The sequence below is a fragment of the Glutamicibacter sp. NPDC087583 genome (genome assembly GCF_044743685.1).
GTDB lineage: Bacteria > Actinomycetota > Actinomycetes > Actinomycetales > Micrococcaceae > Glutamicibacter.
The window spans coordinates 478,621-504,234 of sequence record NZ_JBIUWY010000003.1 but is presented as its reverse complement, the minus strand read 5'-3'; the positions used below and the strand labels follow the sequence as shown (position 1 = coordinate 504,234).

The window sequence follows — 25,614 nt, the reverse complement described above, 5'->3', positions numbered from 1 at the left end:
CTCCATCGACCCCGGCAAATCCTATTGGCCCGATAAACAGAAATCCCCCGGCCGGTGGCCGGGGGAAACTGATAATAATTTGTAAAGCATGTCGCAACTCATCTGTAAACGATGTCTCGACTCTTCACATGGTGGAGGTAAGGGGATTCGAACCCCTGACCTTCTGCATGCCATGCAGACGCGCTACCAACTGCGCCATACCCCCAAACGAGGTGATTCCAGTGGCTTGTACAACCCCTGAACCGAGATAAAACTTTACCGGAGCACTGCCGAAAACTCCAAATCGGCTGTTCGAGACGCTGGTCACAATCCTCTATTCACACGGTGCTCCCCAAGTGGAAGAATATGGGTCGGGACCTGCCGGCCCCACCCATTCCTTCGAAAGGCGCAATCCCATGACCATCGGACTGACCCCATACCTGCGTTTCGCCGGAGACGCCAAGGAAGCTATGGAGTTCTACCACCAGGTACTAGGTGGCGAGCTTTCCATGATGACCTTCCAAGAAGGCATGAATGACAACAATCCGGCCGTTGCCGACCAGATTATGCACTCCTCGCTATTCGTTGAACGCGGCCTGCACTTCATGGCCTCGGACACCCCGACCGAAATGGACGTCCGGGGCAATGGCGTGATCGCGCTAAGCAGCGACGGGACGGCCGGAGCCGACGCGGAGACCCTGACTAGGTGGTGGGAAGGATTGGGCGAAGGCGGCCAGATCAACATGCCATTGGAGCGGGCCCCGTGGGGCGACTCCTTTGGCGAGCTGCGCGACAAGTTCGGCGTGGTCTGGATGTTCAACATCACCGCGGTGGCCAGCTAGCCGAAGCGCTAGTGGGTGCGCGCCTGCTCGCGGGCTTCCAAAGCTTCGCGGCCTACGAGCAGGCCCACCTTCTTCGCGCGGATCTGGGTGATCCACGCGATCAGCAGACCCAAGGCGGCCAGGCCAGCGCCGACCACAGATGGGGCGCGGAAGCCGTAACCGGCGGCAATCACCGCGGCACCCAGGGCGGCGCCCAGCGCGTTGGCAACATTCAGCGCCGAGTGGTTCAGCGAAGCAGCCAGCGACTGCGCATGCGGGGCCGAATCCATCAGCAGCGTCTGCAACGCAGGGATCAGCAGGGAACCCACCGCGCCCATCACGAAGACCATGATCATCGTCGGAACCACCCAGCTGGTCACGGCAGCGAAAATCAGCATGGTGGCGATCATGAAAACGGAAGAAAGCTTGATCGCGCCGAAGATCGACCAGTCGGCAAGCCTGCCACCGGCCAGCGAACCAACGACCATGCCTACGCCATAGAGCGCCAAAGCCAGCGGCACCAGCTCAATTGGCAGTCCTGCTTCTTCGGTCAGCGTTGGCGAAATGTAGGAGTAGACCGCGAAGAATCCGCCGAAGCCGACAATGCCGGTGAGCATCGCCAGCCACACCTGGGCGCTCTTCAAGGCGGTCAGCTCGCGGCGGATGCTCGCCCCGGCGTCGGTCTTGCGCCATGGGACGAACAAGCTAATCAGCACAGCGGTCAACACGCCGATCGCAGTAACGACCAGGAACATCGAACGCCAGCCGTATTCCTGGCCGAGCCGGGTCACCAACGGGACACCGGCAACGTTGGCCACCGAAAGCCCGAGCATCACCCAGGCAATGGCGCGTCCGCGCATCGTGGCCGGAACCAGGCTGCCGGCAAGCACCCCGGCCAGCCCGAAGTAGGCTCCATGCGGCAGGCCTGCAAGGAAGCGGGTCACCAGCATGGTGTTGTAGTCCGGAGCGAAGAATGAGGAGAGGTTGGCGAGCGTGAAGAAGAGAATCAGCAGCTGCACCGCACGCTTGCGCGGGATCTTGGCAGCCAGCGCAGTGAGCACCGGGGCGCCCACCACTACGCCGATTGCGTAGGCGCTGATCATCAGGCCCATCTGCGCATAGCCCACTTCCAGATCAGCGGCGCCTTCCTGGAGCAAGCCCATCATGGCAAACTCCGTGACACCGATGCCGACGCCGCCCATGGCCAAGGCAATAATTGCCAGCAGTAGTTTTCCGCCAGATACATAGGCAGTCATTCAATTTCTCAATTCATGGCAGGGTCTTGGGAAGCGGCTCCCTCGGCGCTCTTATCCATCGTAGTGACTGCAGCGGGCGACAGTGGCAATCCCCGAGCGGAAAATTACGAATCCCACAGTTTTTTGTGCCACTGTATTAAGTCCTATGCCTCATTCATCGCACCATCGCCTGTCGGCCTCGCGAATAATCGCGAGGTTCTTCTTTGTCATGCTCTGTCTCGCGCTGGCCGGGCTAATGGTGTTCCACCAGCAGATCCCCGATGTCCTGGGTCTCGGATTGATCGTCGATAACCTGGCCCCGTGGATGGGCCTCGGAATTCCAGTGCTCTTGCTGATGGCCTTGGTGGTGCGCGGACGCATCAGCTTCATCGGCCTGCTCGTACCGGTCGTTGTTTGGGCTGTGCTCTTCGGGCCGGCGTTCCTGCCTTCGGACCGGCGCGCACCAGAAGCTTCCCTGCTGGTTGCCACGCAAAACGTCCACGAGTCTGCGGGGGTGCAGGCGGCCCGCGAATTGGCAGCCAACGGCGCGCAGGTCATCACCCTGCAGGAAATCGGTGAAGGCCAGGAGCCGGAAATCACCGCCGAGCTCACCCAATCCCATCCTTACAGCTACATGGTCAGCACCGTAGGCGTGTGGAGCTCCTATCCGCTGAAGAATCCAGAGCCCCTGGATCTGGGGCTGGGTTGGGACCGCGCGTTGCGGGTGGACGTGGCCAGCGAAAAAGGGGATGTACGCCTGTATGCTGTGCATGCGGCGTCGGCCAGGCCTACCGGCCATCACGAGCGGGACATGATGCTTGCTTCCTTGGCCGGCTACCTCGCCGATGACGATTCTCCGAAGATCGTTGCCGCCGGAGACTTCAACGCCACCAGCTCCGACCGCCACTTCGCGCCGGTCGCCAACCAGCTGGAGGAAGCCCACTACAGCGACTGGGGCTTGGCCCTGACCTGGCCGCGGTCCCTGTTCCCGATGCTCGGCATCGACCATGTGATGCTGCGCGGAGTCGAATCGGCCGGCCTGGAGCGGCTGGAAATCGCCGATTCCGATCATTACGCGCTCGCTGCCACGATCGACCTGGGGAACTAGTTCCCTTCCAGCCCGGTCTGGCGCAGCGTGATGTTAATGCGTCCGCCGCCAAGGCCCAAGCCTGCTGGCGCGGTCCCGGCATGGATCTTGCTCACCCCGTGATAGGCGAAGCGTGAGGGGCCGTCGAAGACGAACAGGTCCCCCGAGGCCAGCCGGATCTCTTGCCATGGCCGGTTGCGGTTCTCGGTATTGCCCAGGCGGAATGTTGCCGAATCGCCGATGGACAGCGAAACCACCGGGGCGTTGATGCGCTCTTGCGCATCCTGGTGCATGCCCATGGCGGCCTGCACGTCGTAGTAGTTCACGATAGCCGCATCGGGCTGGTAGTCCTGCGCGCGCTGCAGGTCACCCGTAGCTTCTGCGACCGCCTGCTTGCCCAAGCGGACCAGCCAGTCTTCCATGGGCGCCACTGATTGCCCGTCCAGGTCGTCAGCGGTCTTGGAGTAGCGGTTCGGGCTCCAATGCCACCCCAGGCACAAGCTCTGCACGCTCATCGGATGGCCGTTGACGGCTGTGCGGTGCGGCGGAACAGGCCCGCTGCCCCATTCGAAGAAGCGCCGGACGATCCACTGCTGCGCGGGCGCGTCCAGCCACCCCGGCAAGTGCCAGGCTCCTGGGCGCAAGGCTCCCCCGGTACGGGGCAGTGCACTGTCGTCGAACAGGGATTCCATGTTCCCAGCGTGCCCGTTGCAGGCAGAACTCGGCAAGTCTCCCGCGTATTCGCTCACTGAACTTTGCAGGATCAGCCAGGCCGGTGCCTCGCAACAATATTTACATTAGAGACTTTGTGTTTCGTCTTACCCTCGCGAACATTTCGAAAAGGTTAACCTTTACTCGAATTATTGCGCTTGAAACATTTGCGATACCTCCGGGAAAACCTGGGCGCCTAAGCTGGGTGCATCCACTAGTTCAAGGAGAATCCCATGTCACCCCTAGAAACTCGAGCAGAATCAAGGAAACCATGATTGGCATCGACCTCGAACTGCGCGGATGCACTGTGCTGATCGCTGGAAGTAAATCCGGGAGCAAAAATACTGCGCTGCGCTTCCAGGCGGAGGGCGCCACGGTGCTCACCGCCGACGGGCCCTTCCAGGCAGTACAGTTGCTGGAACAAGCCGGCCTACTGGTGATCTGCGATGCCGAACCGCTGCGCTTCGCCTCGGTGGTGCAGGCCGCGCGCATTCCCGTCATGCACCTTGGACCAGCGACCCGGGCCGGATCCATCACCCTGCTCGGTGGCGGCCCCGGCGCATTGGACCTGCTGACCCTGCGCGGCGTGCGGGCCCTGGCCGAAGCAGAAGTCGTCTTCGCCGACAGGCTCGGTCCCGCAGCGCACCTGCCGGCTCTCGCACCGCAAGCTCAAATCGTGGACGTCGGCAAGCTTCCCGGACACCACAAGCTCACCCAACGGGATATCGAAGCCCTGATGATCGAAGCGGCCCGCGGTGGCGCTGCCGTAGTCCGGCTCAAGGGCGGAGATCCCTTCGTCTTCGGCCGCGGCTTCGAAGAAATCGCGGCCGCTACCGCTGCGAGCATCCCGATCAGCGTCATCCCGGGACTGAGCTCGTGCATCACCGTGCCGGCAGCAGCCGGCATCCCGGTCACCGCGCGCGGGGTGAACACCATGTTCACCGTGGTCTCGGCCCACGATCCACTCAGCGATGCGCAGCTTGACCACCTGGCCAAGCTGGGCGGAAGCATCGTGATCCTGATGGGCATGGGCACCATCGAGCAGACCGTCGCCGGGCTGCACCGGGTCGGCATGGACCCGCAAATGCCATGCGCCATCGTCGAATCCGGCACCACCGACATCCAGCGCACCAGCTGCACCCGGCTAGCCCGTCTCGCCGAAACAGCCCGCGGCCATTCCAACCCTGCAGTCATTGTCATCGGTGAAGTCGCTGGGCTGCCGGCCACCCTGGTGAACGCGGCAGCGCAAGAAGAGCCGGCCACGCTGGCAGCGCAATTGGAAGTGGCCTGATGAGCAGCCCCAAACCCTTGGCCGGCTTCCGGCTGGCCGTCACCAGCGACCGCCGTTCCGCAGAACTCATCGAAGCCTTCGAACGCCGCGGCGCCGAGGTGACCCATACTCCGCTGCTCCAGCTCGCCCCGCTGGACGATGAGCAGCAACTGATCGCGCAAACGCAAAAGCTGATTGAGGTCCGTCCGCAGGTAGCCGTCATTACGACCGCCTACGGACTGCGCCGCTGGGTTGATACCTCCGAGGCTGCCGGCATTGGCGACGAGCTGCTGGCAGCGCTCGGGCAGGCGCAGCTCTACGTCCGCGGGGCCAAAGCCCATGGCGCCGTCAAGGCGCTGGGCCTGGAACCGGCCGCCGTGGCCAAGGACGGGCGCAGCGCCTCCATGCTGGAACTGCTGGAGGGCAAGCTCCAGGGCGCCACCGTTGCCTTGCAGCTTCATGCCGATTCCGACCATGGAATGCCCCAGAGCCTGCGCGAGCTGGGCGCTCGCCGGGTGCTGAAGGTGGAGCCCTACCGCTGGCAGGACACCAGCAGCGATAGCGGGATTTCTGCTTTGGTGGAGGGCCTGTGCGCCGCCCACTTCGACGCGGTGACCTTCACCAGCGCGCCAAGCGTGCATGCGCTGTTCGCCGCTGCCAAGGCGCGCAATCGCTTGCCCGCCCTGCTGCGCTCCCTGGCCGAGCGCGTCGCAGTGGCCACCGTTGGACCGGTGACTGCTGCCCCGCTGATCGAGGAGGGCATCTGCCCGCTGGTTCCCGAGCGCCATCGCATGGGTGCGATGATCGGCCAGCTCGTGGAGCATCTGGCCTCGCTGGGCACGTTGCAGGCCCAAACGGTCCACGGCCAGGTGCAGCTGCGCGGTCGTACCCTCTCGGTCCAGGACGAAAACTGCGAGTTGACGCCCGGGCAGGCCGAATTGGTGCGGGCGCTGATCGAGGCCGGCGGCAGCGTCCTCTCCCGCGACGAGCTGGGGGCCGCGCTTCCGGAAGCCAGTTCCAAGCATGCCTTGGATATGACCCTGAGCCGGCTGCGCAAGGCGTTGCCGCAACCGGAAATCATCGCCACGGTCATCAAACGTGGGTACAGGCTGAACGTATGATCGCCCCGATGGGCTTTTTCCCTCCGGGTTACGTAGGATCGATGTCATGGTTAATATTCAGGTTGCCGGTGAAGCCCTCGTCGATATCGTCGATGGTGTGGCGCATCCCGGCGGTTCCCCGATGAATGTTGCTGTTGGACTGGGCCGATTGGGCCACGAAGTCCTGCTCCAGACGGACATCGGCGATGACGAGCATGGCCGGCTGATCGCCGAACATGTGGCGGCCTCAGGCGTTCAGCTCGCAGCCGGATCACACACCGATGCGCAGACTTCCAGCGCCACCGTCGTGCTGGACGAGTCCGGAGATGCCAACTACGAGTTCCAGCTGAACTGCAAATTGCAGAGCATGGCTTCGACCCAAGCCACCTTGTTCCATTCAGGATCCGTTGCAGCATTCCAGGGTCCGAGTGCCGCTCGAATCCATGAGGCTTTCGAGGCTTCCCCACCGGGCCAGATCCTGAGCTTCGATCCGAACCTGCGCCCGGAGCTGGTCGAGGACCGGGCAGAATCGGTCAAGCAGATCGAGAAGCTGGCCGGGCTGGCGGATATCGTCAAGCTCAGTGACGAAGACGCCCTGTGGCTCTATCCGGGATGGGACACCAATCGCATCCTGGAGCACTTCTTGGAGCGCGGGGCATCGCTAGCGATCATTACCTTCGGCGCACGCGGAGCCGAGGCCCGGACCAGGCAAAGCGAAGTCATGGTTCCCTCGATTTCGGTGCGCACCGTAGATACGGTCGGCGCCGGTGATGCGTTCATGGCCGGGCTGCTCCACGCCATCTTGGACAGCTCGCTGGCCAAGTCCCTTCGCGATGGCACGCAGCTGGACAGCGTCGAGCTGGAGAAGGTCATGCAGATCGCTTCGGTGTGCGCGGGAATCACCGTGTCGCGCGCCGGGGCGAATCCTCCAACCCTTGACGAGCTGAATCATTTCCTCAGTTCCACGACGCGCTAGACCTTTCATTTCTGGCCGATAGTCGCTGGGATCTCCGCCTGGAATGGCGCTGATCCCAGCGACTATTTATTTCATTCGTTGTGGGTGACTAGCATTATCCGCCGGCAGCCAGCCCAGCAGCCTGGACTATCGAAGGAAACCGCTGACCAGGTTGCTAGAGTTCCTTGCAGAGCACTATGCACGATTCATTGAGGAGGCCCCATGGGCAGCAAGGTTCCAGCGGCCGATAACACCTTGCGGATCCTCAGGTTGCTGGCCAGCAGGAAGACCCCGACTCCGGCGGCAATGATCGCCACGTTGCTGGAGCTTCCTCGATCCAGTGTCTACCAGCTGCTGAACGTGATGCTGGAGCACGGATTCATCACCCACTATCCAGAGGACAAATCCTATGGTCTGGGTGTCTCCGCTTTTGAGCTTTCCAGCGCCTATACCCGCCAGGAACCGCTGGCACGGCTGGGTGCCCCGCTGATTGCCCAGCTGGTCGACAAGGTCGGGGAAAGCGCCCACCTGGCCGTGCTGCATGGTTCCGATGTTCTCTACATTGTCGAAGAACGCGCCAAGGGCCGGCCATCCTTGGTCACCGACGTGGGTGTTCGCCTGCCTTCGCACCTGACCGCATCCGGCAGGGCAATTCTCGCCGCGCTGCCCAAATCCCAGGTGCGTGCGCTCTACCCCGGTGCTGCCAGCTTCACGGAGCGAGTGGCCGAGTCATCGATCTCCAGCTACTCGCAGTTGCGCCGCGAGCTGGACCAGAGCACGCAGCGCGGCTATGCCGTAGAGCGCGGGGATGTCACCCCGGATTTCCACTCGCTCGCGGTAGAAATCCGGGATTCCAGCGATTGGCCGGTGGCCGCCGTTGCTGTCACCTTCCTGGCCGATCGTGTCCCCGAAGAGCAGTGGGAGACTCTCCTGCTGCAGATCCGCGCCACCGCTTCGGTGATTACCTCGCGGGTGCAGGGCAAACGTCCGTCCTAGCCAGGGGCTACTGGTTCGAGAATGCCGCGTCGAAGGACGCTTCGGGGCGTTTGAACAGGAGGCTGCGGATGTAGCCCACAGCTTCCTTCGCACCGTGCAAGCGGTCCATTCCCGCGTCTTCCCATTCGATGGAGATGGGGCCCTTGTACCCGTGGAAGTCCAGTGCGCGGAAGGCATCTTCCCAGTTGATGTCTCCGTGGCCGGTGGAGACGAAGTCCCAGCGCCGGCGGGGATCGCCCCATGGGAGATGGGAACCCAGGATGCCGTTGCGCCCGTTGGGATGATGCATCCGGGTGTCCTTGCAATCCACGTGGTAGATGCGGTCGGCGAAGTCGGTGATGAATGCGACCGGGTCGATGCCCTGCCAGAACATATGGCTGGGATCCCAGTTCAGCCCGAACGCTTCGCGGTGGCCGATTGCTTCCATGGTGCGCACGGTGGTCCAGTGATCGTAGGCGATCTCGGAGGGGTGCACCTCCAGCGCGAACTTCACCCCCTGCTCATCGAATTCGTCCATGATCGGATTCCAGCGATCCGCGAAGTCCTCGTAGCCTGCATCGATGACTTCGCCCGGAACCGGCGGGAACATGGCGACGTACTGCCAGATCTTCGAGCCGGTAAAGCCAACCACTACACCGGCACCGAGCTTGCGGGCGACGCGGGCCGAGCGCTTCATGTCCTCGGCGGCCCGCTGGCGGACGCCTTCCCCATCCCCATCGCCCCAGACATAGTCGCGCAGGATGGCCTGGTGGCGGAAGTCGATGGGGTCATCGCAGACAGCTTGGCCGCCCAGGTGGTTGGAGATCGCCCAGGCTTTCAGCCCGTATTTGTCCAGGATTTCCAGCCGCGACTGGAGGTAGGCCGGATCCTCGTCGGCACGCTTGAGGTCCAGGTGGTCACCGCTGGCTGCGATTTCCAATCCGTCATAACCCCATTCGGAAGCCAGCCGGGCGACTTCTTCGAAGGGCATATCAGCCCACTGGCCGGTGAAAAGCGTCACTGGATGCGTCGCGTTCATGGTGGTTTCTCCTCTAGTCATCGGTGTCGATCCAGTCCCCGGAATCAGCCGATTCCAGAACGGCATCGGTCAAGCGGCAGGCGCGGGCGCCATCGGCAAAAGTTGGAAGCCCTTCGGGCGCTTCGCCACGGATCGCCGCGTAGGTGTCGGCCACGAAAGCGGCGAAAGCATCAAGGTAGCCCATCGGGTGTCCTGCGGGGACCACCGACAAGCGTGCGGCGTCGGGACTGAGGTCAGTGGCCTGGCGGGACAGGATCGAGGACATGTCGGGTTTGCCGATCCACAGTTCTTCCGGCTTTTCCTGCTTGAATTCCAGCGCCGACCGGTCTCCGGACAGCTCGATGGTCAAGGCGTTCTTCCGGCCGGCGTTGACCTGTGACACCATCAGCGTGCCGATGGCTCCCGAAGCCATCTGCACAATCAAGGCAGCAGCATCCTCGGTATCGACGTCCACGGCGCCTCGCTGCTTATGGGCAATGGAGGTGGTCGCGTTCAGCCGAACGATCCGCTCCCCCGCAATGAATTCCAGCAGATCCACCAGATGCGAACCGATGTCCGCGAAGGCCCGAGAAGGACCGCCTTTGTCCGGTTCTACCCGCCAGTTGCTGTCGCTGACCGTATGCATCCAGTCTTGCAGGTACTGGCCACGCACGGTCAGCAGCCGGCCAAGTTTCCCTTCCTGAACGTGGGCCCGGGCCTGCCGCACCATGGGGTGGTAGCGGTAGACGAACGGCACCGAAGCCACGGCTCGGGAACGCGATGCCAGCAATGCCAGCTCGCCGGCTTCCCGGGCGCTGGTCGCCAGCGGCTTCTCGCAAACAACGGACAGGCCAGCTGCCAGTGCGGAGGCTGCCTGCTCGGCATGCAACGCATTGGGCGAGGTGACATGCACGGCGTCGCATTGGGCGAGCAGCGCTTCGACGCTGCCGAAACCGGGCACGCCCAGGGCGGCTGACGCTTGGCGGGTGGATTGCTCGCCGTTGGACCGCACCCCGATGAGCTGGGCGCCTGCCCGGCGGATCGCATCGGCGTGGGTCCGGGCCATGAAGCCGCCGCCGATGACGCCGACCTTCAGTTCCTGCATGGCCGGTGCAGCCTGCTGGCTGTTCAACTGGGACATGTAATTCCTTGTCTTTTCTTACTTGACCGCGCCGGAGGACAAGCCTGCGACCAGGTGCCGTTGCGCGAAGAGGAAACCGACCAGCACCGGAATCGATACCACCACCGAGGCGGCCATCATCTGGTTCCAGTACACATCGGTCTGCGAAGCGTAGGCCTGCAAGCCGATGGACAGCGTCCTGGTGTCCGAATTGGTGAGCACACTGGCGAAGAGCACTTCGCTCCAGGAGGTGATGAAGCAGTAGACCGACACCGCGATGATCCCCGGGCGTGCTACCGGCAAGACCACCTTGAGCAGTGCGCCGAGCCGGCCAAGTCCATCGACCATGGCCGCCTCTTCCAGTTCCTTGGGCATGGCGGCAAAGAAGCCGGTGAGCATCCAGATGGAGAATGGCAGGGAGAACGTCATGTAGGTGACGATCAGCCCCAGGTAGGTTCCGTTCAGCTGCAGTCCCACGGCACGCTCCAGCTGGGTGAAGATCAAGAAGAGCGGCAGCAGGAACAGGATGCCGGGGAACATCTGGGTGGAGAGCACGATCAGCCGGAAGGACCGCGCCCCGCGGAAGTCGAAGCGCGAGAGCGCATAGGCGGCCAGGATCGCGATGGAAACCGAGAGGATGGTGGCGCTGATGGTCACGATCAACGAGTTGGCGAAGTACTTGCCCAGCGGCACCGTGGTCCAGATATCCAGGTACGGGGCCAGCGTGATTTCCGAGGGAATCCATTCGAAGGCGCCGCGCACATCCTTGAGGGGCTTGATGGAGGTCGTGAGCACCACGTAGAGCGGCAGCACGATGATCAGGGTGATGAAGGCTAGTCCGAAAACTCGCAGGATGCGGAAGCCGCGGGTCTCAATCATCGATGCTCTTTCCCTTCGGCATGACAAGTCGGATGTAGAACGCTGAGACGATCAGCAGGGCAATCAGCAGGACGACGCTCAAGGCGCCGCCCACGCCGAAGTTCCAGTTGTTGAAGGACTGCTGGTAGATCAACGGGGAAATCAGGGTTGCTTCTTCCGGGGACACCGGGCCGAAGAGCAGGTAGGGGATGTCGAACTGGTTGAACACCCACAGTCCCAGCATCAAAAGCAGCACCACGTTGGCGTGCTTGATCATTGGCAGGGTGATCCTGGTGAACTGCTTCCACAGGCTGGCTCCATCCAGGGACGCGGCTTCATAGACTTCGTTCGGGATGGATTGCAGGGCGGCCAGCAGCATCAGGAAAGCGAAAGGCCAGAATTGCCAGACGGCGACAACCACCATGACAAAGAAGGAATTCCCGCCCAATAGCCAGAACGGCCCTTCCTCCAGGATCCCGAGGTCTTCGACCAGGAAGCGGTTGACCATGCCATCGCGCTGGTTGAACATGAACGCCCAGGCGATGGTGGTGACGTAGCTTGGCAGTGCGTAGGGAACCAGGAACAGGGTGCGGAAGAATCCGTTGCTGCGGAATTTGGATGCCAGCAAGACCGCGGCGAAGATGCCAAGGCTCCAGGCGATTGCCACTACCAGGAAGGTGAACAGGAAGGTGCGCCCGAGGGCGTCGAAGAATTGGGAACCGATCGGACCGTTGGGGTCCAGCGCGGTGGTGAAGTTCTGCAGTCCCACGAACGGGGCCTTGACCCAGTTGGCAATGGAGAACTGGGTCAGCGAGAGGAAGGCGATCCATACGCCGAGCAGCATCGGGATGATGTGGATCAGCAGTTCCAGGAATGCTGCGGGAGCTGAGAGCGCATAGGGGAAGAACCGGTCGCGCTTGATTGAACTGCGCTTGATCGCCCTTGAAGCGTCGCGGGGCTTGAGCGGTTCGCTGATTCGAGGCGGTGTCTGGGCTGGCGCCGACATTCGGTCTCCTTTCATGAAAACGAATTTGGGTGCTGCAACTGGCCGCGGGGGCGCAAGGAGGTCCGCTCCCGCGGCCAGTGCAACGTGTCGGGCCGCTAGCTAGCCGGCATCTGCTTCTGCGCGTCTTCCAATGCCTTGCGGACATCGGCCTCGGTGATTTTTTCGCCCTGGGCAATCCTGGCGAATTGCTTGGCGATGGCCTCGCCTACGAGGGATTCCATCTGCCCTTCGGTGGGGAACAGCGGCATCGGGGCAGCGTTATTGGCCAGGATCTCCTTCTTGGCCTGCTGCTCGGGGGTGTCGAAGGCCGGGTCGTCGAAAGCTTCGGTGACCGATGGCAGCGAGGTGTACTTGGCGTTCAGCTTCTTCTGCTCATCGACGCTGAGCAGGTGGTTCACGAATTCAAGGGCGGCGTCCTTGTTATCCGAGTTCTCGAAGACGCTCACGTTGATGCCGGCAACCAGCGACTGGGTGGCTTCCAGCCCGGTGGCATCGGCGTTCTTCAGCGGGATGGGCGCCATGGCGTAGTCCTTGAAGTCAGCGGCATTGAAGGACTTGCCCGGGGCCTGGTCGAAGAACATGGCGGCGTTGCCGTCCATGATTTCCCCTGGCAGCACCGAACCGTCATTGATCTCGGCGTTGGACTTGGAGACAACGCCGTCCTCGCCCATCAGCTGGATCCAGTCGTTGACGCCGCTGACGACGCCATCATTGGTGAAGTCCGGCTTGCCGTCCGTGGTGTACAGCTCGCCGCCGTTCTGCATGCCCAGGATGAATGCGGAGTGGGCATTATTGGCGGTACGCTGTCCGGCCAAGGTGAAGCCGTACTGGTCGACCTTGCCGTCGTCGTCGGTATCCTTGGTCAGCTTCTTGGCGGTGGCCAAGAATTCATCCCAGGTCTTCGGAGCCTGCTTGATGCCGGCTTCCTCGAACATCTTGGTGTTGTAGTACAGGCCGTAGGCCATGGAATACAACGGCAGCGAGGTTGGGGCCTGGCCCTCGGCGCCGCCGGTGGCCAGGGCTGCCGGCACGAACTTCTCGGCTCCGCCTATGGCTTCCAGCGCCTCGCCTTCAAAGGGGACGAAGGCGCCGCTGGCCTGCAAGGTGGTGGCCCAGGTGTTGCCGATGTTCAGCACGTCCGGCCCTTCGCCGCTGGAAACGGCGGTGAGGATGCGGTTGTACAGGTCGGCCCAGGGAACGACTTCCAGCTCGACCTCGATGCCGGTTTCCTCGGTGAACCGCTTGATGGATTCGCCCAGGATCTCCTCGTCCTGGGTGACTGAGCTGCCCTGGTTCGAAGCCCAGTAGGTGATGGTCCCGCCGGCTTCTTCCGAGCCGGAGCCGGAAGCCGAGCCGGAACAGGCGGCCAGGCCGCTGAGCGACAACGCTGCGATGGAGGTAATCGCCGTGAAGCGCCCCAGCTTGCTCTTGAAATGTGGTGCAGACATGTTTATTCCTTTTCAGGTGCGGGTGATGCTGTCAAGGGGTGGTGCTTCAGGCAAGGATGCCGGGAGCCGAAGGATCCCAGGCTGGGTCCAGCAGCGCGATGGGCTCGATCGTCGAGGCCACGTCGATGAATGCTCCCGATTCCATTGCTTCCGCGGCGCAGACCATGATGTCCAGGACGTGGAACGCCAGTTCGCCGGGCACGCGTTCCTTGCGTCCCTCGCGGATGGCTTGGGCGAGTTCGGCAACGCCGGTGCCGCGCCCGTAGGTGGATCCTTGGGCGGTGACAACGCTCGGCTCCTGGTCCTCCAGGTGCAGGATGGTGTCTCCGGTGAATTCGTTCGGATCCGGCAGCTGCGCGGTGCCTTCCGTTCCGGAGATCTCCACGAACCCTGCACGCTTGAGCTTGGAGTCGAAGCTGAAGATGCACTGCGCACTGGCCCCGGATTCGAAGGAGAGCAGCGCTCCGACGTGGGTTGGGACCTCGACCGGGAAGCTGGTTCCGGCCTTGGGGCCTGCACCGATGACCCGCTGCGCGCGGGCCTGCGAACCCAGGGCGGCAACCTTGGCTACCGGGCCGAAGACCCGCACCAGGGTGGTCAGGTAGTAGGGCCCGAGGTCGAAGAGCGGTCCCGCGCCGTGGGCGAAGAGGAATTCCGGGCTGTGGTGCCAGGATTCCGGGCCGGGGCCCTGGAAGATGGCCAGGCCCGAAAGCGGGGTGCCGATGGCGCCTGCTTCAATCTGCCGCAGGCCGGTCTGCAGGCCCGCACCCAGGATGGTATCCGGGGCCACGGCGACGCGGACTCCTGCTGCCTTGGCGGCTTCGACCAGCTGCCGTCCGGATTCGCGGTCCAGCGCGTAGGGCTTCTCGCCCCAGACGTGCTTGCCGGCGGCCACCGCCTGCAGGGCTACCTCGACATGCACTGCCGGGATCGTCAGGTTCACGACGATCTGGATGTCTTCGCGGGCCAGCAATTCGGCGTAGGTTCCCGAGGCTTCCACGGACCATTTGCGCGCTTGGCTTGCTGCGCGTTCGGTATCCAGGTCGGCGATGAACCGCACGGCGAGGTCCGGGAATGCGGTGAGGTTCTCCAGGTACTGGTCGCTGATGGTGCCGGCTCCGACAATGCCCACGCCCATGGGCTGATTCTGAAATTCCATAGTCCCTAGTTCTTTTCTGCTACGAGGTAGGCGCGGCTTTCGGACACGGCCTGGAAGATGTCGCCTGCGAAGTCATCGAGTTCCACTACATGCAGCATGCCGTTGGTGGCGTCGATGATCTGGTCGATCGGCATGGATCCGCTGCCCACTGGAACCTGTTCCTTGTGGTTCTTGGACTTCGGCCCGTCCTTGATGTGCAGGGCTACGACGCGGGGTGCCAGCGCTTCAAGCAGCTGGAGCACATCGGCGCCGCCCACGGCAACCCAGTAGGTGTCCACTTCCAGGACGACTTCCGGGTCCAGCAGGCTAGCCAGGTATTCCAGGGCCGTCTTGGAATTGATCTTGCTGGAGATCTCCCAGTCGTGGTTGTGGTAGCCGACCCTGATGCCGTATTCGGCCCCGCGCCGGGAGGCGGCGTTGAGCTTCTGCGCGATGGCACCGATGGACTCGGCATCCTGCCACTGCTCCGCCGGGATGAACGGATCGATGACGGTGCTGATGCCGAGTTTGCCGGCCGCGGCGAAGACCTCGTCGTAGTCCGAGGAGAGCAGCGGTGCGTGCGCCGTTGGCGCGCTGAGTTCGTTCTCGGCCAGCGCCAGTGCATACTCGTCAGCGCGGGCCACGAAGTTGTACGGCTCGACTTGCGTGTAGCCGATGCCAGCTACGCGTTCGAGCGTCGCGGCCAGGTTCTCTGCGATGTGCTCGCGCAGCGTGTACAGCTGGATTGATAGGTCGTGGGCAGGCAAAGGCGTCTCCTGAAAGAAGTGGTGGGTGCGATCCAGATGCTCATGACTTGCATCACACCTTGAGACTAGTTTTACTTTTGTCGATAGTCAATAGAAGTATGTCGACATTCTCATAAAGTGTTTCGGCTTCGCGTCCATTGCTGTGTTTTACTGGGTTCATGGCCAATCCTTCGAGCCCCCAAAGCATGCAATTCGCCCGCGGCGCCAGTGGGGCAGGCGACGTCTTGCAACTGTTCATGGACGGTGCCGCGCACAGCCGCACGGACCTTGCCGCCCTGACCGGCATGGCTCGCTCCACCCTGCAAGAGCGCCTCGACGTGCTCATCCAGCTGGGCCTGGTTGGCACCATCGCGGATGGCGCGTCCACCGGAGGCCGCCCTCCCCAGCGGCTTGCCCTGCTCCCCGATGCCCGCCTGGTGCTGGCCGTCGATCTGGGAGCCAGCCACCTGCGCGTTGCCCTGACCGATCTGGCCCCCACTCCCCTAGTGCAATCCCAGGCTCCCATTTCCTTCGCCGACGGCCCGGTGGCGATCTTGCAGACCGCGATGGATCTGGCCGATGGCTTGCTCGATTCGCTGGGCCGCACCCGTGACGATGTCATTGCCATAGGCATGGGAGTGCCAGGGCCGGTGAATTTCGAGACCGGCCGTCCCGCCAATCCGCCCATCATGCCCGGATGGGACGACTTCGACATCCCCGCTTGGTTCCAGCAGCAGCTGGACGCCTTGGTAGTCGTGGACAATGACGTCAACCTCATGGCCATTGGCGAGAAGGACCAGCTGGAGACCGGCAGCGAGGACTTCATTTTCGTCAAGCTGGCCACCGGCATCGGCTCGGGCATCATTTCCGGAGGACTGCTGCAACGCGGAGCGCAGGGTACAGCCGGCGATATCGGGCACGTGCGCATCCGCCGCGGCGATGGCATCTACTGCCATTGCGGCAATGAAGGCTGCCTGGAAGCCGTAGCTGCCGGACCCAAAATTGCCACCGCGTTGCGGGCGCAGGGCATCGAAGCGCACAGCAACACCGATGTGGTCGCCCTGGTGAACTCGGGGAACATCCAAGCGATCCATGCAGTGCGCCAAGCCGGCCGCGACTTGGGCGAGGTATTGGCTGCCAGCGTGAGCTTGCTGAACCCGTCGCTGATCGTGGTCGGCGGACGGATCTCCGCCGCCGGAGAGCACCTGCTGGCAGGCATCCGCGAGGTGGTCTACCAGCGCGGAGCGCCACTGTCCACCCAGCACCTGCAGATCCGCACCTCGCGCAGCTGGGAAGTTGGAGCCCTGCGCGGAGCCAGCATGATCGCCATCAGCCAGGCCCTGAGCCCGGAGGCCATCGAACGCAGCGCGCTGGCGCTGATCCCCGCCACCTAGGAGCTGGAGGCAACCGGAAATTCCTCCGATTCTGAAATACCGGACAGCTCTGCCTATTCCCCGGTACCCAAGCCATGGCCGATAGCCAATGATGGAATCAGTTAGCTACGTTACATCGTAAGGAATTGCCATGAGCCACGAACCACGTGTTGTCCGCGCCCCGCGCGGTACCGAACTGACCGCCAAGTCCTGGGCCACCGAAGCCCCATTGCGCATGCTGATGAACAACTTGGATCCGGAAGTTGCCGAACGCCCCGAGGATCTCGTGGTCTACGGCGGCACCGGCAAGGCAGCCCGCTCATGGGAGGCATTCGATGCGATCGTCCAGACGCTCAAGGACCTGGAAGAGAACGAGACGCTGCTGGTGCAGTCCGGCAAGCCGGTCGGCGTCTTCAAGACCAACAAGTGGGCACCACGGGTGCTGATTGCCAACTCCAACCTCGTTGGCGACTGGGCCAACTGGGAGCACTTCCGCAAGCTCGAAGCTGAAGGCCTGATGATGTACGGCCAGATGACCGCCGGTTCGTGGATCTACATCGGCACCCAGGGCATCTTGCAGGGCACCTACGAAACCTTCGCCGCGATCGCCGAGAAGCGCTTCAAGGGCTCGCTGGCCGGAACCTTGACCTTGACCGGCGGCTGCGGCGGCATGGGCGGCGCCCAGCCGCTGGCCGTGACCCTCAACGGCGGTGCCGTGCTGATCGTTGACGTGGATGAAACCCGACTGCGCCGCCGTGCCTCCAAGCGCTACCTCGATGAGGTCGAGCTGGATCTGGACAAGGCGCTGGGCAAAGTCCTGGCAGCCAAGTCCGAAGGCCGCCCGCTGTCGGTGGGCTACGTCGGCAACGCCGCCGAGGTCTTCCCGGCGCTGCTCAAGCGCCACGAAGCTGGAGAATTCTCCTTCGACATCGTCACCGACCAGACCAGTGCCCACGATCCGCTCAGCTACCTGCCGGTGGAATACACCATGGACCAATGGCACGCCGAAGCCGAAGCCGATCCGGCCGGCTTCACCAAGAAAGCCCAGGCCGCCATGGCCGCGCAGGTCGAGGCGATGGTGGGATTCCAGGACGCCGGCGCGGAGGTCTTCGACTACGGCAACTCGATCCGCGACGAGGCACGCAAGGGCGGTTTCACCCGCGCCTTCGAATTCCCGGGCTTCGTCCCGGCCTACATCCGTCCGCTGTTCTGCGAAGGCCTGGGCCCGTTCCGCTGGGTAGCGCTGTCCGGGGATCCCGAGGACATCAAGGTCACCGACCAGGCGCTGAAGGACCTGTTCCCGGAAAACCAGCACCTGCATCGCTGGCTGGATGCCGCACAGAAGCACGTGGAGTTCGAGGGCCTGCCGGCGCGCATCTGCTGGCTGGGCTACGGCGAGCGCCACAAGGCCGGCTTGCTGTTCAACCAGCTGGTCGCCGAAGGCAAGGTCTCTGCACCTATCGTGATCGGCCGCGACCATCTGGATTCGGGTTCGGTAGCTTCGCCGTACCGCGAGACCGAGGCCATGAAGGATGGCACCGATGCCGTGGCCGACTGGCCGCTGCTGAACGCCTTGACCGCAACCAGTTCGGGTGCCACCTGGGTTTCGATCCACCATGGCGGTGGCGTGGGCATGGGCCGTTCCATCCACGCCGGCCAGGTCTCCTTGGCTGACGGCAGCGAAATGGCCGCCGCGAAGCTGGAGGCACTGCTGACCAATGACCCGGGCATGGGCGTCATCCGCCACGTCGATGCCGGATACGAACGCGCCGCCGAAGTTGCCGCTGAGCGCGGCGTGCGCATCCCGATGGCCGCACAGGAGAAGTAGGACGCGCACATAGCCTGAGGCACCACTGATTGTGGTGCCTCAGGCTATTTATTCAATTCCAGGACCACGCGGCCCGGTTTACGGCTTGCGGGTTTCCGCGCTGATAAACCAGGCTTGCTGCTCCAGATCCGCAATGTACTGGTGCAGGATATCGGCGGTGGTCGGATCCGCTTCATCCACCGGGTCATGGACCTCTCGCATGACTCCCACAGTGGTCTGCAGTGCCTTGACTACCATGTCCACTGCATTGGTGGTCAGGATTTCGGTATTCACGGGTTGTTCCAGCTTCGTGTACTTCGTGACCGTTGCTGCCAGCCCGTCCGGAGTGGCATGCAAAGCTCGCATCCGCTCGGCGATTTCATCCGAGCCGCGGCGCGCGATGTCAACGATTTCGTCGAGGTTCTGGTGCAGGTCGCGGAAGTTGGGACCAACGACGTTCCAGTGGATTTGCTTGCCCACCAATTGCAGGTCCAGCAGCTGGATCAGCACGGTCTGCAAGGACTCGCGCAGCACTTCCGGAGCCACGAACCCGTTTTCTGCGTTTTCGCGATCAGTTTTCTTTGCTGGAGTCTTCTTCGAATTAGCCAATGCTTCTCCTTACGTTGTCATGGACGCTTGGGGCAAGACCTTTCTCGGTGTCCCAGTCTGGACACTATCGATTTACCGGGCAGATTCCGACCGGATGGACAATTCTTTCGGAGAACGTTCAGCTTTCTCTTCGCGCCTGTTGAGCAATTCCAGAAGCCGCCATGGCAGCTGCGGAAAATCCTCCTTGTCCCTCGGGTTCCCGGGAATGGCGATTCCTTTAGCACGCAGTAGTGAATATTGGCCGAAGTCTCTGAACACCATGGGTATTGGCTTAACTGCGGGTTTCCAGCGGCCCTGAGCTTCCCCGAAATCCTTGAACCGGGCTTTTTCTACGCATAGCGTAGGGCAAGTCAGGAACCACCGACCCACGGAGGACAGCATGTCTGAGCAGGATGCAAACGAGCAGTTCGGGAACTTCGACAACAACGAATCTGAAGGCTTCGAAAGCCAGTCCAATTCAGATTTCGGATCAAATGACAATGGCGGATTCGAAAGCCAGCAGTCAGAACAGCAGTCCTATGGCGGTGGCGAAAGCCAGCAGTCCTACGGCAATGACAGCCAGTCGGAACAGCAGTCCTACGGTGGCGGCGAAAGCCAGCAGTCAGAACAGCAGTCCTACGGCAGCGACAGCCAGTCCGGACAGCAGTCGGAGCAGCAGTCCTACGGCGATAGCAACGAATCCGGTGAGGAATCGTTTGGCGGCGAAAGCCAGTCCGGACAGCAGTCCGATGGCCAATCGTATGGAAACGATGAAAGCCAGTTTGGTTCCGAAGAGCGGAATGAAGGATTCTAGGAACCAAATAGCCCGGTAGGTTCGCCTGCCGGCTCAAATCGTGCCCCTTCTCCCCCTGGGCACTAGTAATCGCTTCACTGCTTGCACTGGGCAAGCGGTGAAGCGATTACTTTTGTCCCCGCACGGAATCGTCAGCAAATTGCATGGTTGCGTGCTCCCGGGGCACGAGAACTCATTCGTTCCTGAGCCGTTCGCGTTGGTCATTTATCGTCATTCAACGCAGAATGTATCTATACCGCGTGTCCAAATGCGCTGGCCGGTTCGATTGACAGGATGGTTATGTTCTCGAAAATTACCAAACGCCTCGCTGGGCCGCTGGCGGTTGGAATCCTTGCAGTCGCACTGGCAGGTTGCGTGAGCATCCAACCCTCCAGCGAAGAGACAAGCGCACCAGCAGAAGAAAGCATGGCACCGGAGAACGCCGGGCCTATCGAAGGCAGCGTCACCCCAAGCTCCAAAGCCCCAGAAGGCGCTTCTACTGGTACTCCCAATGTTCCGAAGGCACCTGCGGACAGCACCTTCCAGTCCGTCTATGATTTCCTCGATGCGCAAGCGACCGAAATCAGGTGCACGGGCGGCATGGATATCTCTGAAATGGGTCAAATGCTGAAGCTCATCGGCGATTGCCAGAACGTCACCGTCTCTGGTTCCGGAAACATGATCGTCGCTCCGCACATCAAGAATCTTGAGCTGGACGGCAGCGGTAATATCGCAGCGGTCAAGAACATCAAGCACGTAACCTTTAGCGGCATCGGCAATTCTGCCGCATCCCTTAACGAGAACGCCAAGGTCACGGACAACGGCTCGTCCAACAAATTTGGCGAGGAAGCCTTCGAAGGCATCATCTTCTGAAACCGGAACCCCTGAACGGGCCTCCAATTGGAGGTCCGTTCTTTTCTCCCTCCAGGGCACTGTCTGGCATTTCGGACAGATGACCCGAATATCAGTGCCGTGCAAACTCGTTCTGCCGAACAATGGAGATTAGAGACCTCATTGCAGCGTAGAGAACGGATTGAAAATCATGGCTACTTCCCCGCACGTAACCCTGGACCTAGCTGGCGCCACCGCCGATGACGTGATTGCGGTAGCCCGGCACAACGCGCAGATTAGCCTCGCGCCTCAGGTTCTTGAAGAACTGGCAGCAGTCCGCGCCCACATTGATGCCCTGGCTTCAGCCGACACCCCGGTCTATGGCATTTCCACCGGGTTCGGCGCCCTGGCAACGCGCCACATCGCTCCCGAGGACCGCGCTAAACTGCAGCGTTCGCTGATCCGCTCGCATGCAGCCGGCATGGGCGACCCAGTTGAGCGCGAAGTGGTGCGCGCGCTGATGTTCCTGCGCGCCAAGACCCTGGCCTCGGGCCGCACCGGCGTGCGCCCGGTAGTGCTGGAAACCATGGTTGGACTGCTTAATGCCGGCATCACCCCGGTGGTGCGTGAGTACGGTTCGCTGGGTTGCTCAGGAGACCTTGCTCCGCTCTCCCACTGCGCACTGGTCCTGATGGGCGAAGGCGAAGCCACTGACCGCGAAGGCGTGAAGCGCCCCGTGCCGGAGCTCTTTGCTGAAGCAGGACTGGAACCTGTCGAACTGGCGGAGAAGGAAGGCCTGGCGCTGGTCAACGGCACCGACGGCATGCTCGGCCAGCTGCTGATGGCACTGGCAGACCTGGAAGAGCTCGCAGACATTGCCGATGCCACCGCGGCCATGAGCGTCGAAGCCCAGCTGGGCACCGACCAGGTCTTCCGTGCTGAACTGCACGAACCGCTGCGCCCGCATCCGGGCCAGGGCCGCAGTGCTGCAAACATGTTCAGTTTCCTTTCGGGCTCCCCCATTGTCGCTTCGCACCGCGAAGGCGACGGCCGCGTGCAGGATGCCTACTCGCTGCGCTGCTCCCCGCAGGTTACCGGCGCAGTACGCGACACCATCGCCCATGCCCGCCTGGTCGCCACCCGCGAATTGGCAGCAGCCATCGATAACCCTGTCGTGCTGCCATCGGGTGAAGTCACTTCCAACGGCAACTTCCACGGTGCGCCCGTGGCGTACGTCTTGGACTTCTTGGCCATTGCCGTAGCTGACCTGGGATCCATTGCAGAACGCCGGACCGATCGCATGCTCGACCCGGCTCGTTCCCGCGACCTGCCAGCGTTCCTTGCCGATGACCCGGGCGTGGACTCGGGCATGATGATCGCCCAGTACACGCAGGCCGGACTGGTCGCGGAGAACAAGCGTCTGGCCGTACCGGCCAGCGTGGATTCCATCCCGTCATCAGCGATGCAGGAAGACCATGTTTCCCTGGGTTGGCACGCGGCGCGCAAATTGCGCACCTCGGTCGCCAACCTGCGCCGCATCCTGGCAATTGAAATGCTGATTGCCGGTCGAGCCCTGGATCTGCGCCAGCCATTGCAGCCTGGCCCGGCTACCGGCGCCGTATTGGAGCTGCTGCGCACCAAGGTCGCAGGTCCGGGCGAGGACCGTTTCCTCTCTGCCGAGCTGGAAGCTGCTTGCCAGTTGCTGGCCTCCGGGGAAGTGCATCGCGTGCTGGAAACCCATCTGCCAAAGTAGCCGTTCGCGGCCAACTGTGTGGGGTGCCGGACAATGCCCGGGCATCTGCGCGCAAGAGGCGTAAGCTTGGATACCGGGAAACCACTTACCTCGCGTGAAAGAATCGTCTAATGCAACGCACCATGTTCAAGTCCAAGATCCACCGGGCAACTGTCACCCAGGCAGACCTGCACTACGTAGGCTCGGTCACCGTTGACTCCGAGCTGCTCGAAGCCTCGGATATCCTGCCCGGCGAACTGGTCAGCATCGTAGACATCACCAACGGCGCCCGCCTGGAAACCTACACCATCGCCGGCGAGCCGGGCAGCGGGGTCATCGGCATCAATGGTGCGGCAGCGCATCTGGTGCACCCCGGGGACCTGGTCATCCTGATCAGCTATGCGCAGATGGAAGACGCCGAGGCTCGTGGCTATGTGCCGAGCGTGGTGCATGTGGATGCCGATAACAAGATCATCCACCTCGGCGATGATCCTGCCGAAGCGGTGGCCGACGGGGTGCAGACCCCGCCGTACGCACTGCTGAACAGCAACTAGTCCAGCTTCACAAGGCCAGCCGGCGCGCAAGGTATTGCGCGGTTCTGCTGGCCTTGTCTTGCGCCACCGCCGTTGGGGTCCCCTCGGCAACGATGCGCCCGCCGCCATCCCCGCCGGCCGGCCCCAAATCGATCACCCAGTCGCTTGCGGCAACCACATCCATCTGGTGTTCCACCACGATGACGGTGTTGTCCTGGTCGACCAGCTGCTGCAGCTGCGATACCAGCAGCTGCACGTCGGCAGGGTGCAGTCCGGTGGTGGGCTCATCGAGAAGATAGAGCGTGTGCCCGCGGCGCTGGCGCTGGAGTTCGGTGGCCAGCTTGATGCGCTGGGCTTCGCCGCCGGACATTTCGGTAGCTGGCTGGCCCAGCTGCAGATACCCCAGTCCGACTTCGCGCAGGGTCGCCAGGGCCCGTGCCGCGGAAGGGATTCCGGAGAGGAATTCTTCGGCTTGGCTGACGTCCAGTTCCAGGATCTGGGCAATGTTCTTGCCCTGGTATTCGACGTCCAGGGTCTGCTGGTTGTACCGGGTTCCGCGGCATTCGGGACATGGCCCGTAGGTCCCTGGCAAGAAGAGCAGCTCGATTTCCAGGTAGCCTTCGCCCTGGCAGTTCTCGCACCGCCCGCCGGCAACGTTGAAGGAGAAGCGTCCGGCACTGTAGCCGCGTTGCCTGGACAGCGGCAGCTCGGAGAAAGCCTTGCGGACCGCATCGAACAGGCCCGTGTAGGTTGCGACATTGGATCTGGGCGTGCGCCCGATGGGCTTCTGGTCCATGAGCACTACGCGGCTTAGCTGGTCTGCGCCGGTGACCTCGGCGATCACCGCGCGGTCCGCCGCCGCCTCCGGATCCTCCGGCCCGGCAAGCACCGGGCCGCCCGCAGCCTGGGCCAGGGCACCGCAGACCAGGCTGGACTTGCCCGATCCCGACACGCCGGTGACCGAACAGAAGACCCCCAGCGGGAACGCGGCGTCCACGTCGTCCAGGTTGTGCAGGTTCACCCCGCGCAGCTGCACCCATCCTTGGGCTTCGCGCGGCTCGCGGCGCGGCGCAGGCCCGGGATCGAGGAAGCGCCGGGTCACGGATCCCTCAATTCCGGACAGCCCGGAAACTTCTCCGCTGTAGAGCACCTGCCCGCCGTTGCTGCCCGCGCCCGGGCCGACATCGACAATCCATTGCGCACGGCTGACCACATCCATATTGTGCTCCACCACGAACACCGAGTTGCCTTCGGCCTTGAGCGCATCGAGCACCTCGATCAGCGGCTGCACATCGGCCGGGTGCAGTCCGGCCGATGGCTCATCGAGCACGTAGATGACGCCGAACAGTCCCGCGCGCAGCTGGGTGGCGATGCGCAGGCGCTGCATTTCCCCCGGCGACAGCGTCGGGGTGGCGCGGTCCAGGCTCAGGTATCCCAGCCCGAGCTCGACCAGCACCTGGATTCGGCCCAGCAGGTCGGCGCTGATGATGCTCGCGACTTCAGCCTGCGCCTCAGCCTGGGCATCAGCCGCGAAGGGGCGCAAGAGCTCGGCCAGGGAGCTGAGCGGCTTGCCGTTGAATTCCGCGATATCCAGGCCGTCGAAGGTGACCTGGAGGGCATCGGGGCGCAATCCCGTCCCCGAGCACGCCGGGCAATCCTGCGAATGCATGAAAGCCAGCGCCTTGGACCGCAGGTTCTCGCTCTTCGAGGTCGCAACCGTGTGCCGGACGTAGCGTTCGGCACTCCAGAACCGGCCCTTGTACGGTTTGGCCACGCGATCCCGTTCCGGGGTGACTTCCACGACTGGCTGGTCTTCGGTGAACAGCAGCCACTTCCGTGTTTCCGCGGGCAGCTGCTGGAACGGAACGTCGATGTCGTAGCCCAGGTGCGTGGTGATGTCCCGCAGGTTCTTGCCCTGCCAGGCGCCGGGCCAAGCCGCAATCGCGCCGTCCCTGATGCTCAGGGAGGAATCCGGGACCAGCGATTCCTCGCTGACCGAATGCACCGTTCCCGCACCGTGGCATTGCGCGCAGGCGCCGGCCGCGGTGTTGGTGGAAAAGGCATCCGAATCCAGCCTCGCCGCACCCTGGGGGTAGGTTCCTGCGCGGGAGAACAGCATGCGCACGGAGTTGGACAGCGTAGTCAGGGTCCCGACGGTGGAACGGGAACTGGCAGCACCACGCCGTTGCTGCAGGGCCACGGCCGGTGGCAGCCCGGAGATGAATTCCACCTTGGGAGTGTGCCCCTGGGCGATCAGGCGCCGCGCGTAGGGAGCCACCGATTCCAGGAATCGGCGCTGGGATTCAGCGAAGATGGTTCCGAAGGCCAGGGAAGATTTCCCGGAACCGGAGACCCCGGTGAAGGCGACAATGGAATCGCGCGGAATGCGCACTTCGACATTGTCCAGGTTGTTCTCGTTGGCACCCCGCACATGGATGAATCCGTCATGGTCGGCAGGTGCCCGGAAGGATGCAAAGCTCTTCATCTTTC

General features: G+C 62.8%; 23 protein-coding genes and 1 tRNA gene. 12 read left to right on the top strand and 12 right to left on the bottom strand.

The window, feature by feature from the left end; genetic code table 11:
• Positions 1–129 precede the first annotated feature (129 nt).
• Positions 130–205 (bottom strand) — tRNA-Ala (locus ACIOU9_RS11460).
• Between the two features lie 190 nt (positions 206–395).
• Between ACIOU9_RS11460 and ACIOU9_RS11455 the strand changes: the two genes are divergently transcribed.
• Entirely contained in the window at positions 396–821 is a 426-nt protein-coding gene (locus tag ACIOU9_RS11455) for a VOC family protein (protein WP_402696949.1), read from the top strand.
• 8 nt (positions 822–829) lie between these two features.
• On the opposite strand, the gene ACIOU9_RS11450 is transcribed toward ACIOU9_RS11455, so the two are convergent.
• A complete protein-coding gene (locus ACIOU9_RS11450) occupies positions 830–2,056 on the bottom strand; it encodes an MFS transporter (RefSeq protein ID WP_332594618.1) in 1,227 nt (408 codons plus the stop codon).
• A 208-nt stretch (positions 2,057–2,264) separates the two neighbouring features.
• Between ACIOU9_RS11450 and ACIOU9_RS11445 the strand changes: the two genes are divergently transcribed.
• Complete coding sequence (locus tag ACIOU9_RS11445; RefSeq protein WP_166650774.1) at positions 2,265–3,143, top strand: endonuclease/exonuclease/phosphatase family protein; 879 nt, start codon at positions 2,265–2,267, stop codon at positions 3,141–3,143.
• On the opposite strand, the gene ACIOU9_RS11440 is transcribed toward ACIOU9_RS11445, so the two are convergent.
• The gene (locus ACIOU9_RS11440) at positions 3,140–3,814 is read right to left on the bottom strand and encodes an alpha-ketoglutarate-dependent dioxygenase AlkB (protein WP_133833993.1); all 675 of its coding nucleotides are present in this window, start codon (positions 3,812–3,814) and stop codon (positions 3,140–3,142) included. The two genes, ACIOU9_RS11445 and ACIOU9_RS11440, sit on opposite strands and share 4 nt — an antisense overlap.
• Positions 3,815–4,104: 290 nt before the next feature.
• Here ACIOU9_RS11440 and cobA point away from each other — a divergent pair, with 290 nt between their 5' ends.
• From cobA to ACIOU9_RS11420, 4 genes are all read left to right on the top strand, one after another.
• Entirely contained in the window at positions 4,105–5,124 is a 1,020-nt protein-coding gene (gene cobA, locus ACIOU9_RS11435; RefSeq protein ID WP_402696947.1) for a uroporphyrinogen-III C-methyltransferase, read from the top strand.
• The gene (locus ACIOU9_RS11430) at positions 5,124–6,224 is read left to right on the top strand and encodes a uroporphyrinogen-III synthase (RefSeq protein WP_402696946.1); all 1,101 of its coding nucleotides are present in this window, start codon (positions 5,124–5,126) and stop codon (positions 6,222–6,224) included. The genes cobA and ACIOU9_RS11430 overlap by 1 nt, the downstream gene beginning before the upstream one ends.
• A gap of 46 nt (positions 6,225–6,270) precedes the next feature.
• Entirely contained in the window at positions 6,271–7,179 is a 909-nt protein-coding gene (locus ACIOU9_RS11425) for a carbohydrate kinase (RefSeq protein ID WP_105656354.1), read from the top strand.
• A gap of 201 nt (positions 7,180–7,380) precedes the next feature.
• Entirely contained in the window at positions 7,381–8,154 is a 774-nt protein-coding gene (locus ACIOU9_RS11420) for an IclR family transcriptional regulator (protein WP_105661938.1), read from the top strand.
• Between the two features lie 7 nt (positions 8,155–8,161).
• Here the strand turns inward: ACIOU9_RS11420 and ACIOU9_RS11415 are convergent, their stop codons facing one another.
• The 7 genes from ACIOU9_RS11415 to ACIOU9_RS11385 all read right to left on the bottom strand — a co-directional run bounded on the left by ACIOU9_RS11415 (position 8,162) and on the right by ACIOU9_RS11385 (position 15,488).
• The gene (locus tag ACIOU9_RS11415; protein WP_332487608.1) at positions 8,162–9,172 is read right to left on the bottom strand and encodes a sugar phosphate isomerase/epimerase; all 1,011 of its coding nucleotides are present in this window, start codon (positions 9,170–9,172) and stop codon (positions 8,162–8,164) included.
• Between the two features lie 13 nt (positions 9,173–9,185).
• Complete coding sequence (locus ACIOU9_RS11410) at positions 9,186–10,292, bottom strand: Gfo/Idh/MocA family oxidoreductase (protein WP_332487606.1); 1,107 nt, start codon at positions 10,290–10,292, stop codon at positions 9,186–9,188.
• A gap of 18 nt (positions 10,293–10,310) precedes the next feature.
• Positions 10,311–11,150, bottom strand: a complete 840-nt coding sequence (locus ACIOU9_RS11405; RefSeq protein ID WP_105656351.1) for a carbohydrate ABC transporter permease — start codon at positions 11,148–11,150, stop codon at positions 10,311–10,313.
• Positions 11,143–12,135 (bottom strand): carbohydrate ABC transporter permease, encoded by a 993-nt coding sequence (locus ACIOU9_RS11400; protein ID WP_105656350.1) that lies wholly within the window; start codon positions 12,133–12,135, stop codon positions 11,143–11,145. The genes ACIOU9_RS11405 and ACIOU9_RS11400 overlap by 8 nt, the downstream gene beginning before the upstream one ends.
• Positions 12,136–12,230: 95 nt before the next feature.
• A complete protein-coding gene (locus ACIOU9_RS11395; protein ID WP_105656349.1) occupies positions 12,231–13,583 on the bottom strand; it encodes an ABC transporter substrate-binding protein in 1,353 nt (450 codons plus the stop codon).
• Positions 13,584–13,629: 46 nt separating this feature from the next.
• Positions 13,630–14,742: a Gfo/Idh/MocA family oxidoreductase gene (locus ACIOU9_RS11390; protein ID WP_332487602.1), complete on the bottom strand. Its 1,113-nt coding sequence runs from the start codon at positions 14,740–14,742 to the stop codon at positions 13,630–13,632.
• A 5-nt stretch (positions 14,743–14,747) separates the two neighbouring features.
• Positions 14,748–15,488, bottom strand: a complete 741-nt coding sequence (locus ACIOU9_RS11385; protein ID WP_332503319.1) for a sugar phosphate isomerase/epimerase — start codon at positions 15,486–15,488, stop codon at positions 14,748–14,750.
• Between the two features lie 158 nt (positions 15,489–15,646).
• Between ACIOU9_RS11385 and ACIOU9_RS11380 the strand changes: the two genes are divergently transcribed.
• Both ACIOU9_RS11380 and hutU read left to right on the top strand, forming a co-directional pair.
• Positions 15,647–16,861 (top strand): ROK family transcriptional regulator, encoded by a 1,215-nt coding sequence (locus ACIOU9_RS11380; protein ID WP_332487599.1) that lies wholly within the window; start codon positions 15,647–15,649, stop codon positions 16,859–16,861.
• 130 nt (positions 16,862–16,991) lie between these two features.
• On the top strand, positions 16,992–18,668 hold the full coding sequence (gene hutU, locus ACIOU9_RS11375; RefSeq protein WP_105661944.1) for a urocanate hydratase: 1,677 nt from the start codon (positions 16,992–16,994) through the stop codon (positions 18,666–18,668).
• A gap of 78 nt (positions 18,669–18,746) precedes the next feature.
• Here hutU and ACIOU9_RS11370 read toward each other — a convergent pair whose 3' ends face one another.
• A complete protein-coding gene (locus tag ACIOU9_RS11370) occupies positions 18,747–19,256 on the bottom strand; it encodes a Dps family protein (RefSeq protein WP_133834001.1) in 510 nt (169 codons plus the stop codon).
• Between the two features lie 379 nt (positions 19,257–19,635).
• Between ACIOU9_RS11370 and ACIOU9_RS11365 the strand changes: the two genes are divergently transcribed.
• From ACIOU9_RS11365 to panD, 4 genes are all read left to right on the top strand, one after another.
• Positions 19,636–20,049 carry a hypothetical protein gene (locus ACIOU9_RS11365; protein ID WP_133834002.1) on the top strand — a complete coding sequence of 138 codons (414 nt, stop codon included), beginning with the start codon at positions 19,636–19,638 and terminating at the stop codon, positions 20,047–20,049.
• A 405-nt stretch (positions 20,050–20,454) separates the two neighbouring features.
• Entirely contained in the window at positions 20,455–20,901 is a 447-nt protein-coding gene (locus tag ACIOU9_RS11360; RefSeq protein WP_402696944.1) for a DUF3060 domain-containing protein, read from the top strand.
• Between the two features lie 169 nt (positions 20,902–21,070).
• A complete protein-coding gene (hutH, locus tag ACIOU9_RS11355; RefSeq protein WP_133834003.1) occupies positions 21,071–22,612 on the top strand; it encodes a histidine ammonia-lyase in 1,542 nt (513 codons plus the stop codon).
• Between the two features lie 110 nt (positions 22,613–22,722).
• Positions 22,723–23,145: an aspartate 1-decarboxylase gene (gene panD, locus ACIOU9_RS11350; RefSeq protein ID WP_332503325.1), complete on the top strand. Its 423-nt coding sequence runs from the start codon at positions 22,723–22,725 to the stop codon at positions 23,143–23,145.
• Between the two features lie 7 nt (positions 23,146–23,152).
• Here panD and ACIOU9_RS11345 read toward each other — a convergent pair whose 3' ends face one another.
• Complete coding sequence (locus tag ACIOU9_RS11345; RefSeq protein WP_332730763.1) at positions 23,153–25,609, bottom strand: excinuclease ABC subunit UvrA; 2,457 nt, start codon at positions 25,607–25,609, stop codon at positions 23,153–23,155.
• Positions 25,610–25,614 lie beyond the last annotated feature (5 nt).

Excerpts from the sequence above, each read along its gene's own strand:
- ACIOU9_RS11455 (WP_402696949.1), top strand. The coding sequence starts at position 396 with ATGACCATCGGACTGACCCCATACCTGCGTTTCGCCGGAGACGCCAAG.
- ACIOU9_RS11450 (WP_332594618.1), bottom strand. The coding sequence starts at position 2,056 with ATGACTGCCTATGTATCTGGCGGAAAACTACTGCTGGCAATTATTGCC.
- ACIOU9_RS11445 (WP_166650774.1), top strand. The coding sequence starts at position 2,265 with ATGCTCTGTCTCGCGCTGGCCGGGCTAATGGTGTTCCACCAGCAGATC.
- ACIOU9_RS11440 (WP_133833993.1), bottom strand. The coding sequence starts at position 3,814 with ATGGAATCCCTGTTCGACGACAGTGCACTGCCCCGTACCGGGGGAGCC.
- cobA (WP_402696947.1), top strand. The coding sequence starts at position 4,105 with ATGATTGGCATCGACCTCGAACTGCGCGGATGCACTGTGCTGATCGCT.
- ACIOU9_RS11430 (WP_402696946.1), top strand. The coding sequence starts at position 5,124 with ATGAGCAGCCCCAAACCCTTGGCCGGCTTCCGGCTGGCCGTCACCAGC.
- ACIOU9_RS11425 (WP_105656354.1), top strand. The coding sequence starts at position 6,271 with ATGGTTAATATTCAGGTTGCCGGTGAAGCCCTCGTCGATATCGTCGAT.
- ACIOU9_RS11420 (WP_105661938.1), top strand. The coding sequence starts at position 7,381 with ATGGGCAGCAAGGTTCCAGCGGCCGATAACACCTTGCGGATCCTCAGG.
- ACIOU9_RS11415 (WP_332487608.1), bottom strand. The coding sequence starts at position 9,172 with ATGAACGCGACGCATCCAGTGACGCTTTTCACCGGCCAGTGGGCTGAT.
- ACIOU9_RS11410 (WP_332487606.1), bottom strand. The coding sequence starts at position 10,292 with ATGTCCCAGTTGAACAGCCAGCAGGCTGCACCGGCCATGCAGGAACTG.
- ACIOU9_RS11405 (WP_105656351.1), bottom strand. The coding sequence starts at position 11,150 with ATGATTGAGACCCGCGGCTTCCGCATCCTGCGAGTTTTCGGACTAGCC.
- ACIOU9_RS11400 (WP_105656350.1), bottom strand. The coding sequence starts at position 12,135 with ATGTCGGCGCCAGCCCAGACACCGCCTCGAATCAGCGAACCGCTCAAG.
- ACIOU9_RS11395 (WP_105656349.1), bottom strand. The coding sequence starts at position 13,583 with ATGTCTGCACCACATTTCAAGAGCAAGCTGGGGCGCTTCACGGCGATT.
- ACIOU9_RS11390 (WP_332487602.1), bottom strand. The coding sequence starts at position 14,742 with ATGGAATTTCAGAATCAGCCCATGGGCGTGGGCATTGTCGGAGCCGGC.
- ACIOU9_RS11380 (WP_332487599.1), top strand. The coding sequence starts at position 15,647 with ATGGCCAATCCTTCGAGCCCCCAAAGCATGCAATTCGCCCGCGGCGCC.
- hutU (WP_105661944.1), top strand. The coding sequence starts at position 16,992 with ATGAGCCACGAACCACGTGTTGTCCGCGCCCCGCGCGGTACCGAACTG.
- ACIOU9_RS11365 (WP_133834002.1), top strand. The coding sequence starts at position 19,636 with ATGTCTGAGCAGGATGCAAACGAGCAGTTCGGGAACTTCGACAACAAC.
- ACIOU9_RS11360 (WP_402696944.1), top strand. The coding sequence starts at position 20,455 with ATGGCACCGGAGAACGCCGGGCCTATCGAAGGCAGCGTCACCCCAAGC.
- hutH (WP_133834003.1), top strand. The coding sequence starts at position 21,071 with ATGGCTACTTCCCCGCACGTAACCCTGGACCTAGCTGGCGCCACCGCC.
- panD (WP_332503325.1), top strand. The coding sequence starts at position 22,723 with ATGCAACGCACCATGTTCAAGTCCAAGATCCACCGGGCAACTGTCACC.
- ACIOU9_RS11345 (WP_332730763.1), bottom strand. The coding sequence starts at position 25,609 with ATGAAGAGCTTTGCATCCTTCCGGGCACCTGCCGACCATGACGGATTC.